General features: G+C 63.2%; 15 protein-coding genes. 10 read left to right on the plus strand and 5 right to left on the minus strand.

The window, feature by feature from the left end; all coding sequences use genetic code 11:
• Positions 1–66 precede the first annotated feature (66 nt).
• Together LK12_RS22390 and LK12_RS22395 are read right to left on the minus strand one after the other, a co-directional pair.
• Positions 67–2,388 (minus strand): arylsulfatase, encoded by a 2,322-nt coding sequence (locus LK12_RS22390; RefSeq protein WP_269430673.1) that lies wholly within the window; start codon positions 2,386–2,388, stop codon positions 67–69.
• A 415-nt stretch (positions 2,389–2,803) separates the two neighbouring features.
• Entirely contained in the window at positions 2,804–4,381 is a 1,578-nt protein-coding gene (locus LK12_RS22395; RefSeq protein ID WP_197063630.1) for an AMP-binding protein, read from the minus strand.
• Positions 4,382–4,670: 289 nt separating this feature from the next.
• Between LK12_RS22395 and LK12_RS22400 the strand changes: the two genes are divergently transcribed.
• The 5 genes from LK12_RS22400 (at position 4,671) to LK12_RS22420 (ending at position 7,820) form a co-directional block, all read left to right on the plus strand.
• Positions 4,671–5,465, plus strand: a complete 795-nt coding sequence (locus tag LK12_RS22400) for an enoyl-CoA hydratase/isomerase family protein (RefSeq protein WP_039290081.1) — start codon at positions 4,671–4,673, stop codon at positions 5,463–5,465.
• Positions 5,466–5,482: 17 nt separating this feature from the next.
• Positions 5,483–6,388 carry an acyl-CoA thioesterase gene (locus tag LK12_RS22405; protein WP_052223716.1) on the plus strand — a complete coding sequence of 302 codons (906 nt, stop codon included), beginning with the start codon at positions 5,483–5,485 and terminating at the stop codon, positions 6,386–6,388.
• Between the two features lie 110 nt (positions 6,389–6,498).
• Positions 6,499–7,062, plus strand: coding sequence for a nuclear transport factor 2 family protein (locus LK12_RS22410; RefSeq protein ID WP_039290085.1), 564 nt, complete (start codon positions 6,499–6,501; stop codon positions 7,060–7,062).
• Between the two features lie 12 nt (positions 7,063–7,074).
• Positions 7,075–7,407 carry a DUF4286 family protein gene (locus LK12_RS22415; protein WP_039290087.1) on the plus strand — a complete coding sequence of 111 codons (333 nt, stop codon included), beginning with the start codon at positions 7,075–7,077 and terminating at the stop codon, positions 7,405–7,407.
• Positions 7,404–7,820, plus strand: coding sequence for a GlcG/HbpS family heme-binding protein (locus tag LK12_RS22420; RefSeq protein ID WP_039290091.1), 417 nt, complete (start codon positions 7,404–7,406; stop codon positions 7,818–7,820). Before LK12_RS22415 ends, LK12_RS22420 begins: the two co-directional genes overlap by 4 nt.
• A gap of 33 nt (positions 7,821–7,853) precedes the next feature.
• Here the strand turns inward: LK12_RS22420 and LK12_RS22425 are convergent, their stop codons facing one another.
• The 3 genes from LK12_RS22425 to LK12_RS22435 form a co-directional block, all read right to left on the minus strand.
• Positions 7,854–8,864, minus strand: coding sequence for an alcohol dehydrogenase catalytic domain-containing protein (locus tag LK12_RS22425; RefSeq protein WP_039290092.1), 1,011 nt, complete (start codon positions 8,862–8,864; stop codon positions 7,854–7,856).
• 138 nt (positions 8,865–9,002) lie between these two features.
• Positions 9,003–9,482: a VOC family protein gene (locus tag LK12_RS22430; RefSeq protein ID WP_039290094.1), complete on the minus strand. Its 480-nt coding sequence runs from the start codon at positions 9,480–9,482 to the stop codon at positions 9,003–9,005.
• Positions 9,483–9,495: 13 nt separating this feature from the next.
• Positions 9,496–11,232 carry an FAD-dependent oxidoreductase gene (locus LK12_RS22435; RefSeq protein ID WP_039290096.1) on the minus strand — a complete coding sequence of 579 codons (1,737 nt, stop codon included), beginning with the start codon at positions 11,230–11,232 and terminating at the stop codon, positions 9,496–9,498.
• Between the two features lie 233 nt (positions 11,233–11,465).
• On the opposite strand from LK12_RS22435, the gene LK12_RS22440 reads away from it, so the two are divergent.
• From LK12_RS22440 to LK12_RS24040, 5 genes are all read left to right on the plus strand, one after another.
• On the plus strand, positions 11,466–11,855 hold the full coding sequence (locus tag LK12_RS22440) for a Zn-ribbon domain-containing OB-fold protein (RefSeq protein WP_039290097.1): 390 nt from the start codon (positions 11,466–11,468) through the stop codon (positions 11,853–11,855).
• Complete coding sequence (locus LK12_RS22445; RefSeq protein ID WP_039290100.1) at positions 11,852–12,997, plus strand: acetyl-CoA acetyltransferase; 1,146 nt, start codon at positions 11,852–11,854, stop codon at positions 12,995–12,997. Before LK12_RS22440 ends, LK12_RS22445 begins: the two co-directional genes overlap by 4 nt.
• 56 nt (positions 12,998–13,053) lie before the next feature.
• Positions 13,054–13,719 (plus strand): TetR/AcrR family transcriptional regulator, encoded by a 666-nt coding sequence (locus LK12_RS22450; RefSeq protein ID WP_052223717.1) that lies wholly within the window; start codon positions 13,054–13,056, stop codon positions 13,717–13,719.
• A gap of 56 nt (positions 13,720–13,775) precedes the next feature.
• Positions 13,776–15,020 carry a cytochrome P450 gene (locus LK12_RS22455; protein ID WP_039290106.1) on the plus strand — a complete coding sequence of 415 codons (1,245 nt, stop codon included), beginning with the start codon at positions 13,776–13,778 and terminating at the stop codon, positions 15,018–15,020.
• Positions 15,021–15,161: 141 nt separating this feature from the next.
• Positions 15,162–16,079, plus strand: a complete 918-nt coding sequence (locus tag LK12_RS24040) for an alpha/beta hydrolase (protein WP_052223718.1) — start codon at positions 15,162–15,164, stop codon at positions 16,077–16,079.
• The last annotated feature ends 37 nt before the right edge of the window (positions 16,080–16,116 follow it).

Raw genomic sequence — 16,116 nt, forward strand, 5'->3', positions numbered from 1 at the left:
CCTCTCGTGATTGTGTCTCCCCAAGGCATAAGCCAAAGCACGCGCGGCAAAACGGCGGCGTTTATATCAATTTCGCCCTGCCTTCCCGGCTTCGCTCCCGGTCGAGGCACTGCCCCCGTCATCCGCCTTGCGGAACTGGAACGTCACGGTGCCGATGTGCCCCGGAAACACCGTACCTTCCGGATAGTCCGGCGAGACGGCCGATCCGAAGTCGCTGCCGATGCTGAAGCCATCCGAAGCGCTGAAGCGCGCGGGCATCCCGTAGGTGACGTGCCGATCCACCAGCGGCTTGCCATTCACCTCCAGCGTGATCCAGATGTCCTGAGGCGTGAGCGGCCTCGCCTGCGCGCGATCAAAATCCAGCGTGATCATGCTTTTTCCCGCCGACAGGGCCCGACTAGCTGCCACGTTGGTCGCCCTGCCATCCAGCCCCTGCAGATCGAACGTGGGAACCCCATTGTTCAGGTAGAGCGCCATGCCGCCAAGGTGCCCGCCGATGGTGAAGATCGGCCCGGTTTCCCTCCCCGTGGGCAGGCTGACTTCGACCGTCATGCGGAAGGGATACGATTGAACCGGCGGGGCGATCCCTTCCGAAATGCCCGCGACAGGCCCGGGGAAGCTCCAGCGACCGTTCCGGCGGACAAACTCCGCCTGCTTTTTCGCGGCAAGGTAGCCCCATGAGTCGCTCATGTTCGGGATGGGGTAGACGTTGAACCGGCTGGCCTGCTCGTCGAACATTTTCGCCATGGCCGCGACCCGTGTCGGATGGCGCTCGGCAAGGTTCCGCGTCTGCCCCCGATCGCGGTTCAGATCGTAAAGCTCCCAGGCTTCGTCGGCCGGGCCGTCCTTGGTCAGGTTCCATGACTGGAGACGGTGGCGGGTCACGATGGACCAGCCGTCGAACCATAGCCCCTTATTTCCGTAGAGCTCGAAATACTGCGCCCGGGTACGATCCACTGCTTGCGCATCGCCGAGCGTGTAAGCGAAACTGCTCCCTTCCATGGGAGATTGCTTCACATTGTTGAGAACCGGCGCCGTGCTCACCCCGGCAAGCTCCATCAACGTAGGCGCAACATCGGCAACATAGGTGAACTGACCGCGCAGGCTTCCGTCCACGTCGCTGCCCAGCCCCTTGGGCCAGGAGACGAGGAGCGGAACATGCGTGCCGCCTTCGAAGGTCGTCTGCTTGTAATACCGGAATGGCGTGTTACCGGCGACGGCCCAGCCGAAAGCGTAGTGCGGCAGCGTCTTCGGGCCGCCCCACGCATCGAGGAAACGCATGTTCTCCGCGACCGTTGGCAGATGGCCGTTCGCGAAGTACATCTCGTTCGACGTGCCGTTGTAAGCGCCTTCGGCGCTGGCCCCGTTGTCCGATGTGACAAGGACGATGGTATTGTCCAGTTCCCCCGTCCGGCGCAGTTCAGCGACGATCGTGCCGAACTGCTCATCGGCGGCGCTCAAAGCGGCGGCGAACACTTCCATCTGCCGGGCATAGAGTTTCTTCGCGTCTGCACTCAGACTGTCCCAGGCAGGCATGCCGTCCGGGCGCGGCGCAAGCACCGTGTCATGCGGCACGATCCCCAGCGCGATCTGGCGTTGCAGGACGATTTTGCGCAGCTTGTCCCAGCCCATGTCGAAATGCCCGCGATAGTGGTCGATCCACCGTTGCGGCGCGTGATGCGGGGCATGCGCCGTGCCCGTCGCCAGATAGAGGAAGAACGGGGCCACATCTTCCTTGCCGCTGCGTTCATGCAGCATGCCTATCGCCCGGCGCGCGAGATCGTCGTTCAGCATATAGCCGGGGTCCTGTGGAACCGCGACCGGCGTCTTGTCGCGCACCAGGTCCGGTGCGAAGTTATCGGTGTCGGCGCCCATGAAGCCGTAGAAGTGATCAAATCCCTGGCTTGTCGCCCAGTGATTGAAAGGGCCCCCCGGACCCATCTCGTCGCTGGGCAGGTGATCCCATTTGCCAAGCGCGAAGGTTGCGTAGCCCGCCGCTCTCAGGTTGGCGGCGATCGTCCCGTCCTCGGCCGGAATTGCGCTGTCATAGCCCTTGTTCGGAAGCTCGATGCCGGAAAAGCCGCCCATGTGCACGCTGTGCGGGTTACGCCCCGTCAGCATCGCGGCCCGGCTCGCCGAGCAGATCGGCGCCGTATGGTAATTGGTGTAACGCAGACCAGCTGCCGCGACCTTGTCGATGTTGGGCGTTTCGATCAGACCGCCAAAGGCACCGATTTGCCCGAAGCCAACGTCGTCCAGCATCCAAACCAGAATGTTGGGTCTGGGCGTCTGGCGACCTTCATCTGTACCATTCCGATCAGCCGATGGGACCTGCGGCCCACCGCCGGAATGCGCCTGGAGCGGAACGGCGGACACCAAGGCACACATGGCAACGGCCAGCACCGACTGGCAGGATCGCACGTTTCCTTCTCCCACGGCACCTGTCGATCCGCCGGCAATCCACGGACATCAGGCTTGATCGTTTCGGCCTATCCGACCTCGCCTTCACCTGCCCGGTAAAGCCAAGCACCGGCAAGCGCAGGGTTATGTCAATTTGGATGATCACCTACTATTGCGGCGGACTGACGCTCCGCGCTGGAAATCCAATTGTGCAGTTTCGGGGAAACGAGGGTGGGATTCGAACAAGAATTCCTGAGCATTGATTATATTGAATTTTATTTTTTCAATTAAGATTGAATACCGTGTTGCACACCTCGCCCTCGAATGGTTCGGGCGGCCGGCAACGCTGAAGACGCCTTGATACGCCCCCTCAGGATGCCCAACCGCTGGACCGACATGGCCCTCAACTTGCCATGGCCCGCAGCTCGTTCTTGGCGATCTTGCCGGTATTGTTGACCGGCAGCGCATCGAGGAAGCGCACGGAGCGCGGAACCTTGTAGTTCGCCATTTCCTTGCGGCACCAGGCGATGACGTCTTCCTCTGTGATCGTGCTGCCGGGCGAGCGGACCACGAAGGCGCGACCAACCTGCCCCAGCCGCTCGTCATCGACACCGATCACGGCAACTTGCGAGATACCATCCATCGACAGCATCAGGTTCTCGATCTCGGCCGGATAGCAGTTGAAGCCGCCGACCAGATACATGTCCTTGATCCGGTCGGCTATGTGGAGGTTGCCGTCCTCGTCAAGCCAGCCGGCATCACCGGTGAGCAGGAATCCGTCCTGCGTGAACGCCGCCTTGGTCGCTTCGGGATTGTTGTAGTAGCCCTTCATGACCTGCGGTCCCTTGACCGCGATCTCACCCCGTTCGCCCGTCGGCACTTCGTTGTGTTCGGGATCGAGGATCTTGAGCTGAAGGTTGGACAACGGACGCCCCACCGTCTTGACGACTGTCTCCGAAGCATCGTCGGGGAAAGTCGTGCTGACCGAACCTGCGGACTCGGTCAAACCATAGCCTGTCGCAACGGTCGTGCCGGAACCAACGAGGTTGCGTAGATCATCCACCTGACTGACGGGAATTGTGGCCGCGCCCGTCGCGATAATGCGCAGGCTGGACAAGTCGAACTTGTCGCGGTCCGGATGTTCGATCATGGCCTGTGCAATCGTCGGCACGACAGGAAGGTAGTTGACCTTCTCCTTCTCGATCAGCCGCATGAATTCGGTGGCATCGAACATGCTCACCGGAATGGCGCAAACCCCTTCCAGAAGAGCGATTTGCCAGCCGGCCCGATACCCGGCGTTGTGTGCAAAGGGATAGGACACCGCGAAAACCTCACCCGGTGAAAAATGCGAGACTTCGGCCTGCTGCATGCGGCACGCCTCTAGGCTCTGTGCCTGCGTCATCGGCACGCCCTTCGGCTTGCCTGTGGTCCCGGAGGTAAAGATGATGTCGGCCAGATCGTCGCCCGACCCGCCGGCAATGCGTTCCTCGACCTGTTCACGCGAAACGCTGCGCCCAAGCTCGCGCAGGGTGGCCAGGTTGATCACGCGATCGTCCGGACCGGGCGTTCCTTCCTCGTCGAGCACGACGATCCGCTCGACACTCGCCGGCGCCCGTTCGAGCAGGGCTTCGACGAAGCTGAACGAGCCGAAGGCCCGATCCGTGAAAACGAAGCGCGCGCCCGAATCCTCGAGGATGCCTGCAGCTTCGCGCCCGCGCAGGCGCGTGCCGATGGGGACCAGGGCCCCGCCCGCGGCCTGCAGAGCGAGCCCGGCAAGCGCCCAAGGGATGGAGTTCACGCCCCAGATTGCCACACGATCACCCCGCACGATTCCCAAGGCCATCAGGCCGGCCGCCAACTCCGTCGCGGCTGCCTCCAGTTGCGCGAATGTGAACTGGGTTTCGCCCGAGCGCATGGCGGGAAGTTCCGGATGGCGACGCACGGACGCCTGGAATGCCTGGAACAGCGAAGGATTGTTCATCTGACTAAAGCCCCAAAATTCGGCCACCACGAATAGCCAATCTGTGAGCGGCATCGCCCAGGGGTGCAACTTTCGAGAGCGTTGATCGTATTTGCGATCCGCTGCGACATCTGGCCGGCTGCTTCGAGAAGGCGTTGCATCGGAGATGCGATAGTACCCCTCAAGGCGCGCAGGATCAGTTGGGTTACCGCCCAGAGCGGCCTATTGTGCAAGCACACGTCACCAGCATGGCTAGCCCGGGACCTTCTGCCGTGGGCTGACAAAAGCCAATTGAGGAAGAAGACCGCACATGTACGAATACGTCACCGCCCTTGATCTTGATCACCGCGAAAACGGTGTGCTGGTCGTCACGTTCAACAACCCGCCGACCAACGCCTTCGAAGGCAAGATGCATACCGACCTGCGCCGCCTCCTGACCGACGTAAATGACGACCCCGACACAAAGGTGATCGTGTTGACCGGTGCAGGAGAAAAGGCCTTCTCGGCAGGTGGCGACATCCGCGAGATGCAGCGTCTGCTTGCGGACAAGAAGACCGAGATCGCCGGTTTCGTCGAGGCACGCCGCCTCCTCGAAACACTCCTGCGCCTGCAAAAGCCGCTGATCACGCGCCTCAACGGCCATGCCATCGGCCTTGGCGCGACGGTCGCACTCTTCGCCGACCTTTGCTACGCGGCGGAGGGCATCAAGATCGGCGATCCGCACGTCGCCGTTGGCTACGCCGCGGGCGACGGCGGCGCGCTGATCTGGCCGCAGCTGATCGGCTACATGCGCGCCCGTGAGTTCCTGCTGACCGGCGATCCGGTGCTGTCGCAGGATGCGGCGCAGATGGGCCTCATCAACCGTGCCGTCCCGCGCGACCAGTTGGACGAAGTGGCCTATGGCATGGCCGATCGCCTCGCCGGCGGCGCCTCGGTCGCCATCAACCTGACCAAGCAGGCGATCAACCTGCCGCTTCGCCGGCATTTCGAGGGCCTGATTGACGCCAGCGTGTGGTACGAAGCCGTGTCCAGCTTCAGTGACGACCATGCCGAAGCCGTCAATGCCTTCGTCGACAAGCGTCCCCCGCAGTTCACCGGCAAGTAAGAGTACCAGACAATACCGTGACGAAGACATCCAACGGCAATACGACTGCACCCGACGCCTGCCTGCCCTGGCCGGGCGCCGACGTGACCCAGCTTTCCGAGATCGAGCGCTGCGGCGACCATGAATTCGCCAGCCGCTATGCCATCATTCCTGAAACCCGCAGGATTTTCGGCGGGCAGGTCCTGGGGCAGGCGCTCGCGGCGGCGGAAGCCTGCGTGCCCGAGAAATACGCCGCGCACGCCATCCACGCGCTGTTTCTGAGCGCGGGCGATGCTTCCCGGCAAGTGCGCTACTTCGTGGAGGAAATGCGGCAGGGGCGCAGTTTCGCATCGCGCCGGGTGCGCGCGATGCAGGACGACCTGATCCTGCTCGAGATGATGGTGTCCTGTCACATCGATGAGACCGGCGGCATCAATCACCAGTCGTCCATGCCCGAGGGCATTCCCGATCCGGACACCCTCGAAACGTTCGAGGAATACGCGGATCGCACGGAAAACGTCGTCGCGCGGACCTTCGTGAACAGGTTCCCCGCTTTTGTTGCTCTCGACATTCGGCCCTGCGGCCCGCTCGGCGTCGTGCCAGGCGAGGAATCCCGCCGCCGTTTCTGGATCCGGCTTCGGCCGCAACTCGCGCTGGACGATGCATGCGTAAAGCGCTCGCTCCTGGCCTACCTGAGCGACGTGTGGCTCGCCGGGGCATCGCTGGCAAAGCACCACCAGGCCCTCGGCAGCGTCTACCCGCAGATGGTCAGCCTCGACCACAGCTTCTGGATCCACCACACCGCCGATCCCTGCGACTGGCTGCTGTTCGATACCGACAGCCCCTTTGCCGGCAACCAGACCGGGCTCTCTCGCGGCACGCTGTTCGACCGCTCAGGCCGTCTCGTCGCCAACATCGCGCAGCAGGCCCTGATCAGGACCTGACCGAAAGCCATCGGCAACATGATCGTTGGTGGCCTCATGTTGCATGGCGCGCGCCTGCGCGCAGGATGCGCTCGGTCCCGGTCCGGGGCCCAGAAAAAGCGGAGAGGCCCGTGTCCGAAAATGAACTGACGCCCGAACTGATCGCCTTCATCAAGGAGCAGAAGGACCGCCACGATATCTGGCAGGCCCTGCTGCGCTATACCCGCGGGGTCGACCGGTTCGACAAGGACCTGATGGCCAGCGCCTATCACCCCGATGCCATCGACGAGCACGGTGTGGCTGAAGGCAACGCGGACGAATTCACCGACTGGGCCATCGGCTGGCACGGCGAGAACCAATACCAGCACCAGCACATCATCACCAACCACACGGTGGAGATCGACGGCGATACCGCCCACGGCGAAACCTATTACCTGTTCTGGGGCGAAAACCGCGAAGGCCCGCCGACGCTCGCCTTCGGCCGCTACGTCGACCGCTTCGAGAAGCGCGACGGCAAGTGGGCCATCGCGCACCGTGTCTGCGTCAACCAGTACGCCGGCGCCTTCAATCCGGTGGACATCCCGCAAGAGTATCTCGCCATGCAGCGCTCGACCGGCCCCAACACGCGCGATCGCAACGACATTTCCTGGGACCGCCCGCTCAAGGGCAGCCGCGGCTATGCCGGACAGGGCTGAGGAGAAACCCGCATGGCCCAGGCCTACCAACTCGTGATCTCCTCATGCGCCAAGCCGGGCCGCGAGGCCGAGTACGACAGCTGGTACGAGAACACCCATATGGGCGATGTCCTCACCGTACCGGGTTTCCTCGCCTGCACCCGTTATGTCCGCGCGGGACCCGGCAGCGGTGACAGGACCGAGTTCGTCGCGGTCTATGAAGTCGAGACCGATGATCCCAAGGCGCTGCTGCGCACCCTGTTCGAGGCATCAGCCGATCTCGACAGCTCGGACAGCATCGATCTGGAAAGCGTGCGTTTCGAATTCCTGAAACCCACAGGGGGCGGAAGGAGGCTTGCGACATGAATGCGTCCACCCGCGGGTCCCCCGCCCTTCCCCTGACGCTCACCGTCGCTTCGGGAATGGCCGACCGCGCCATGAGGGGGGCAGCCAGTAACGATCTTTCCGTGTGCGTAGCGATCGTCGACGCGGGCGGTCATCTGCTCGTCGTCGAGCGGTCCGAGCGGGCGGCGGCGGCCTCGGCCGACGTCGCAATTGCCAAGGCCCGCTGCGCGCAAATGTACCGGCTGCCAACAAGCGCGCTGGCCAAGGCAGGCGAACACAACCCGGCCATGGCCGCGCTTCCGCACATGCTTCCCTTCGCCGGGGGCGTGCCCATCGTGATCGACGGTGTTCATGAGGGTGCGGTCGGCGTTTCCGGAGCAAGCGCAGAGCAGGATGAAGCCATCGCCCGCGCGGCCCTCTCCGCACTGGACTGAGGCCGGTCGGGGGAGCCACCGCTCCCCGACCGCTCAAAGCGACGGGGCGGCCTGGATCTTGATGTCGCTGACTCCGCCCCGCTGCATCTGCTCGATCATGGCCGGCACTTCTTCCAGACTGATGGTGCGCGTCACCATCGTCCCCGGATCGACCAGCCCCTTGTCCATGGCATGGGCGCAGTATTCGAACTCGCGCATGGTGTAGGCCATCGAGAACAGCAGGTTGACCTGCTTGAAGGTACTCACCGCCGGAATCACCGGATCGGCGTTGGTGCAGAAGCCAAGCGAGACGATCTTGCCGTCGACCGCGACGTGGTTGACGCATTTCTGCAAGGCGCCTTCCACCCCGATGCCCTCGAACACGATCTCGGGCGCGCCGCCCAGCGCTTGCTGCACTTCGGCGACTTCGTTCTCCCCGCCTTGCACGAAGACGTCCGCGCCCATCTTGAGCGCCATTTCCTCACGTCGGCGCGAGCGCGAAAGCGCCACGATCTTTCCGGCCCCGAGCCGCCGCGCCCAGAAGATCGCGCCCAGACTGATCGCCCCCGCGCCAAGGACCAGAACCGGTTGCCCCGGCTTGATCTGCGCCATGGCCACGCCGTGCAGGCTGACGGCCAGCGGCTCGGTAAGCGCGCCGTCTGCCAGCGACAGCGTCTGCGGCAAGTGCGTGGCGGTGTTCACCCCGATGCGCATGTAGTCGGCGAAACCGCCCGTGTAGCTCGCCGTTCCGTTTTCGCAGAACAAGGGAACACCGTGTACGCAAGCGCGGCACTTGCCGCATCCCGCCGCGGGCATTGCGGTGATCCGGTCACCTATCGCGTAACCTTCCACATCCTTGCCGACCGCGACGACTTCACCGGAGAATTCGTGTCCAAGGATCGACTGCTCCGGATAATAGCCGTGCACCTGCGTCAGATGCGCATCGGACCCGCAGATTCCGCAGCGCGCGACTTCGATCACCACTTCGCCCGGGCCGGGCTCGGGATCGTCCACGGTGATGACCTTGAGCGGTTCACCGACCTTGTCGAAGTAGACTGCGCGCATGCTGTTTTCTCCCGGTCTGCCGGCGCTTGCCCGGCAATATTCCATGTTTGTAGAGAGACCGCAGGCGCCGAAGCCGATCATCGCGTTGAGCCGGAACTCGGCACCTGTCAGTCCTGCTATGCCATTCCCTGCCGGGTCCTAGCGCATCGGGCTCCCCGGTACGGCCGCGAACATCTGCCTGCCCCCCTCTTCGAGATAGATATACTCGAGGTAGTGCCCCAGTGTGCCGGTGACATCGGCGTAGAGGGCATCGAGATTGCCGGGCATCGACGCTTCCAGGGGAATGCCATGTCCCCTGGCCACATGGGCGGCGCGTATGGCCGCCATGTCCTCTCGCGAGTCCACGAGCATACCGTAATGATGCAGGCGCAGGACAAAATCCTGCGCACCGGAGATCCAGTCGGAATAGAAGTCCCCGGATGGATTGTGCGGCTGTACCAGTTCGAAGTTCGTGTCTCCGCAGTACGAGAGCGCGATCTGGGTGAGCGAATCCGGCAGGTCGCGCATGAATAGCATTTCACCGCAACCGAACTGTTCCTGAAGGATCACTGCGGCGCGATCGATATCGTTCGTCGCGTAGCATATCTGGAACACATTGCGCAGTTGCGGCACCGCCATTGGGACGAATTCCTCAGGAAATGAAACTTTCGAGCTGATCGGATCCCAGCGCGTGGTAGGCTGCGACCATGCCGAAGGTGAACGAGGCCCCGATACTGGCCCCGGCCCCGGGGTAGCACCGGCCAAAGACCGATGCGGTAGAATTGCCCACGGCGTAGAGCCCTTCGATCGGCGTTCCATCGTCGCGCACCACGCGTGCATACTCGTCGGCCACGACACCACCCGCGGTCCCCACGTCGCCCGGATACATGGCAACGGCATAGAACGGGGCCTTCTCGACCGTTCCCAGACTGCCGTTGGGCTTCACCGAAGGGTCGCCGTGGCAAAGATCGAAGGCGCGCGATCCGCGGCCGTAATCCTCATCGACTCCCGTGCGGCAGAAACCATTGAAGCGCTCCACCTCGGCCTTCAGGCCCTCGGCGTCGATGCCGCACATGGCCGCCAGCTCTTCGAGCGTATCGGCCTTCTTCATATAGCCGCTCTCGATCCACGATTTCGGCGTCACGCCGGGCGGAAACGGGCCCCAGGGATAATCCTTACGGTTCTGCTGATCGAGAATGGTGAATGCCGGGATCGCCTTGCCACTGGTTTCACGGTTGCGCTGGAACATACGCTCGCCGATTTCCATGTAGGCGCCCGCCTCATCGGCAAAGCGCTTGCCGTTGCGGTCCACCATCATGAGGTGCGGCAGGGACAAGTCGGTATGGTGCATGAAGGGCCGCAAAGTGCCTGTCGCATCCGTCGTGCCCTCTGGCCAACTGCCGTCGAGATTACGGGACGTCAGCACCCACCAGGCGGTATCGAGACAGTCCGTCGCTGCGCCTAGCCCCATCATGGCTTCGATGACTTCGCCGGTGTCGCCCGGGTTGGCACTGGTCCAGTTCGCGTCGACCGGACCGTCGGTAACCTTCTTGCGGAAGGCCTCGTTGCGAGAGAAGCCACCCACGTTCACGATCACGCCCTCGCGAGCCCGGACCGTCACTTGCGATCCATCCTGATCCACAACGACACCCGCCACGCGGCCGTCCTCTAAAACGAAATCCTTCACCGGCATGTTGCGGTGGATCGGAACGCCCGCGCGCAGGGCAATCTGCAGCATGCGCCCCTGGATCGCACCGCCATTGGTTGCCCATGACCGGCCCAGCAGCTTGTTGACCATCATCTTGCGGGCGAATTTCAGCGCCCGCATTTTTCCGGCCCAGGTGCGCTTGACCGTGAACAACGTGGTGAACTCGTCCGCCCCGATCGGCAGGCCGTGCATGGGCGGATAGATGGCAAGGTGGTTCTTCCACTCGCCCAAGGTGTTGATGTCGAATGCCTGGGGCATGACCGAACGGCCCTCGGGCAAACCGCCGGGGCGGTCATCGTAGTAGTCAGGCCAGTCATCCGTCGGCCGACGCACCTTCATGCCCTTGCCGATCAGGTAGTCCATCATGCGCGGCGCCGCCTTCAGGAAGGCATCGCGCCGTTCAGGCGTGACGCCGGGCCCTTCGTAAGTGACCACACTGTTGAAGTATTCGCGAGATTTCTCAAAGCTGTCGTGGATTCCCGCCTGCTTGAGCAGGCTGTTGTTGGGCACCCACCACACACCGCCCGAAAAGCTGGTGGAGCCCCCGACCTGGTCGAGCTTTTCAAGGATCACGACGCTTTTGCCCAAGTCCTTAGCCACCAGGGCAGCAGCCATCGAACCGCCGCCCGATCCGACGATCACCAGGTCATATTCGGCTTCAAGTGGAGGATTCTCCAACATATTCGGTCACCATCTCCCGCCGCAAAACGAGCTTCGTCCTGCCGGCGGCAAGATTGCCCCTGCTTGCCGGTCCGTGCAATCGAACCTTCATCCAATCGCGATTGCGATCAAACCGTTGGCTCGGCCTCGCCGCCTTGCGACGCAAGCATCGTCAATCCGATAGCGGCAGCCCTCTCTCGACAACAGCCGGCCATTCCCGGCAAGAAACCTGCCACGACAAAGGAGCAAGCGGCATGAACGAGGTTTCGGCGGGGACCGGCCCCGACCTGCAATTCCAGGCCTTTCTCGCGCAGGGACGCTTCATGATCCAGCGCGGCACGAAGACCGGGCAATATGTCTTCTTTCCGCGCGCGGTAGCCCCGGGCACGGGCGAGGATCTCGAATGGGTCGAGGCCAGCGGCCACGGCACAGTCTATTCGGCCACTTCGATCCGAAAACGCCCGCCCGAACCCGCTGTGGGAATCGTTCTGGTCGATCTCAAAGAGGGGCCGAGGATGATGAGCCGCGTCGAAGGCATGGATCCGACCGAAGTCCCCATCGGCCTTGAGGTGGAAGCACGCATCATCGCGCAGGACGATGAGCACCTCGTCGTCTTCGTCCCGGCCGGGGAGACAGGCCAGTGAGCGCTTTTCCCACCCGCAAGACTGCCATCGTCGGCGCCGCCACCTTCGGTGAAGGGCGCTGCCCTGGTTATGAGCCCTATGACATGGCAGCCATCGCCGCGCGCGCAGCCCTAGCCGAGGCCGGACTCACCTTTGCCGATGTCGACGGGGTCTTCGTGACGACGTCCAACGACACCTTCGGCGGCGGCATGACTTTCTCGCAATATTGCGGAATCGAACCCAAGGTGGCCGACAATTCGCGCACCGGCGGCAATGTCTTCGAAAGCTATGTCGAACGCGCCGCCTGGATGCTCGATGCCGGCCTCATCGACTGCGCACTGATCGCCTATGGCAGCAACCAGGCCTCGGCCACCGGCAAGCTCTCCTCGACCTCCAAGCCCTTCCCTTACGAAGCCATCTACAAGCCGCTCAATCCGCTGTGCAGTTATGCATTGGCAGCAGCTCGCCACATGCATGAGTTCGGCACGACCCGGGAGCAGCTTGGCGAAGTGGCGCTTGCCGCGCGCAAATGGGCGCAGCTCAATCCGGTGGCGACCATGCGCGATCCGCTGACCATGGAGGACTACCTCTCCTCGCGGATCATCTCTGATCCTCTATCCAAACTCGATTGCTGCCTCGTCACCGACGGCGCCGCCGCGCTGGTCATGACGCGCGCCGACCGTGCCGGCGACCTTGCCGCGACGCCTGTATGGCTGATGGGGGCCGCGAGCCGGACCACGCACCGGGACATTTCCTCGATGCCCGATCTCACGACCACGGCGCTGGCGGAATGCGGTCCGCGTGCCCTGGCGCAGGCCGGCCTTGCGCCCTCGGACATCGATGTCGTCGAGCTCTATGACGCCTTCACGATCAATGTCATCCTGTTTCTCGAAGACCTAGGCTTCTGCCCGAAGGGCGAAGGCGGGCGCTTCGTGGAAGGCGGCGCGATCGCGCCGGGCGGCAAGCTCCCGGTCAATACCAACGGCGGCGGCCTGTCCTATCTTCACCCGGGAATGTACGGCATGTTCACCATTGTAGAAGCCGTGCGCCAGTTGCGCGGGGAATGCGGCGAACGCCAGATCGCCAATGCTCGCACCGCGATCGCACAGGGCAATGGCGGCGTGCTGTCGAGCCAGGCTGTGAACATCCTTGCCGTAGATTGACCGAACAGCGCCCCGGTGGTTGCATTTCCGTGCGATAGCGACAAACCATGCCCCGCATGGGGCGAGCAAACAGCAAAGCAACGAAACCCGCATCCGGCGAAGGACAGCCTCGCCGGCGGCGACGGACGCGCGAAGATGTCGAGGCCAACCTGCGCAAGGCCGCGCTGGAGCTATTCGCCGAACGCGGATTCAGTGCCACGACGACGCGGGAAATCGCGGCCTGCGCGAAAGTCAGCGAAACGCTGCTGTTTCGCTATTTCGGCGACAAGGCCCAATTGTTCGACGCAGTCGTCTATGCCCCCTTCACCAAGGTCATGGCCGATTTTGCACGCGAGCAGGAAGCTGCCGACGACACCCAGGGGGCCGATCCCTATCTGCAGATCTTTGACCTGCTGACGGACAATCGCGATCTCCTGAGAGCCCTCGTCTTCGGAGGCCCGCCTCCGCAGAACGGCTCGGAAACCACCGATCTCGGCTTCGAACCGTTCCTCAAGAGCGCCATTGCCAGCATCAAGCAGGAGCACGCCGAGGCCGGCATCACCGACCCCGGATTCGATGTCGATGCCGGTGTGCGGCTGGCGTTCGGGATGATGGCAAGCGCGGTCCTGATGCGGGAATGGCTGTTTCCCGGCGGTGGCGGCGATCGCGATCACCTAGTGGACGTGATCGAGACGCTGGTCGGCCGGGCGCTGATTTCAGGAGCACCGAAACCTGCGCGTTGACGCTGCACCCGCCATTCCGTATACAGTGTTTACTACACAAGAATCGGGATGTGGAAATGGCAACAGCAGCAATCCGGATCGAGGAGTTCGATCCGCCGAGTTACGATCCCTTCACGTCTGACGAGGCGAATTTCGGCGACATCGCTGATCCCTATCCGGCGATTCACGCGATGCGCGCGGAAGGCCCCGTCCTTGAAGGTGACTACTGTTCCCGTTTCGCAGTCGGCTCCACGCCGCATCCGGAGGCAAAACGCTTCATTATCGTGGGCACCAAGGAGATCACCGAGGTTCTGACGGACCAGACCCGCTTCTCGAACGCGGCATACCGGGCGAACCTGGGCACGACTTTCGGGATGGGCTCCATCAGCACCATGGACAATCCCGAACACGGCCGCTTCCGCAAGATCTTCCAGAAGATCTTCCTGCCCCAGCACGTGCGCACATGGGGCGATTCGATCGTCGACCCGGTTGTCCATGATCTGATGGACGCGTTCGTGAACAAGGGCGAGGCCGACCTCGTCCAGCAGTTCACGCAGCTCTATCCCTTCGAGGTCATCTATCGCCAGCTCGATCTGCCGAAGGACGATGTCCGCACGTTCCAGCGCCTTGCGATCGGCCAGACGGACTTCATGACCGCAGGCCGCGCACAGGAAGCCGCCCGCAAGCTGGGCACCTATTTCGAGGCGCTGGTCGATGAACGCAGGCGTAATCCGGGCGATGATCTTGTCTCCCTTCTGGCAAACACCGAAGTCGACGGGGAATACCTGCCTGATCTGGTGCTGTTCTCGTTCCTGCGCCAGCTGATGAATGCAGCTGGCGACACCACCTACCGCGGCACCAGCATCCTGCTTACCGCCCTGCTCCAGAACCCGGACCAGCTCGATGCAATCCGCAAGGACCGGGCCCTGATCGCACCCGCCATCGAGGAAGCGCTGCGCTGGGACGGCCCGGTGCTGATGCAGACCCGCATGGCCGCCGTCGATACAACGCTCGGCGGGGTGGATATCCCGGCCGGTTCCGTGCTCGACGTCGTTGCTGGCGCGGCCAACCGCGATCCGGACGTCTGGGACGATCCCGACAAGTTCGACATCTTCCGCAGGCGCGATGCCCACTGGTCGTTCTCGCGCGGGCCGCACATCTGCGTGGGGCAACATCTGGCCCGCGTCGAAATGACCCGCGCGATGCACGCCGTGCTGGACAACCTGCCGAACCTCCGGCTCGATCCCGACAAGCCCGCACCGCAGGTACGCGGCATCATGATGCGCGTTCCCGAGCACATCTTCGTCCGCTTCGGAGACTGACTGCGCGGGCGAATCCCCCCGTCACAACCGGTGCCGGGGACCCTTCCGATCATATAGACGATGAACCACCCGCAGCCATGGCCGCGGGTGGTCATTCGATTACATAATCCGCAAGCAAGAACGCGGATGGAGAGGCAGACAGTGACTACAAAGAAGACTGTTCAGTTCACCAGCGAAGGCGTGACTTGCGAAGGTGATCTCTACCTTCCCGCCGGCTACAGCGAGACCGGCTCCTCTCCCGCGCTCGTGATCGGGCACGGCTTTACCGTCGCCCGCACCAGCCTTGTCGAGGAAGGCCGCCTGTTCGCCGAAGCCGGCTTCGTCTGCCTTGCGATCGACTATCGCCATTTCGGCACTTCGGGCGGTGAACCGCGAGGACGCCTCCGGCCGTTGCAGGAAACCGAGGACTTCAAGAGCGCCATCGACTGGCTGGAAGTCCAGCCCGGCGTCGATGCCTCGCGGATCGGTATCTGGGGCACCAGCTTCGGCGGCGGGATCGTCACACACGTTGCCGCGCATGACATTCGCGTGCGGGCCTGCGTGGCGCAGGCTCCGATCATGGATGGCGATGCCTGGGTTCGCTCACTGAACCGCGAGGCCGACTACCTTGCGGTGCGCAAATACCTGCTTGAAGCGCGCCGCAAGCGCACCCGCGAAGGCGGTGACCCGCATCACCCGATGGCGGCGCCTGCAGCCGACGGCTTCACCCCGATGCCCGCCGACCCGGCGATGATCGAGGACGTGACGACCTGGTATGAAAAGACCGGCGACATGCTCATGCACAGCGCGCAGGAAATCACGCTGGAAAGCTTCGAGCGCGTTATGGAATTCGACGCGACCTACACCGCGCGCAAGATCGCGCCGCGCGCCTACTGCATCGTGCAGATGACCGGGCACGACGTCTATCACCCCAACCAGCCTATCCAGGAAGCCTATCGCGCGGCCGGAGAGCCCAAGCGCATGGTCTCTCTCGCGATCGATCAGCTCGATGCCTACAAGCCGGGAATGCGCGAACAGGCCATCGGGGCGGCTGCCGATTTCTTCCATCAATATCTTTGAGGGACGCAGCCTGCGTCCTGCCCCAGTCAATTGGAGA

The sequence above is a fragment of the Novosphingobium malaysiense genome (assembly GCF_000802225.1).
GTDB lineage: Bacteria > Pseudomonadota > Alphaproteobacteria > Sphingomonadales > Sphingomonadaceae > Novosphingobium > Novosphingobium malaysiense.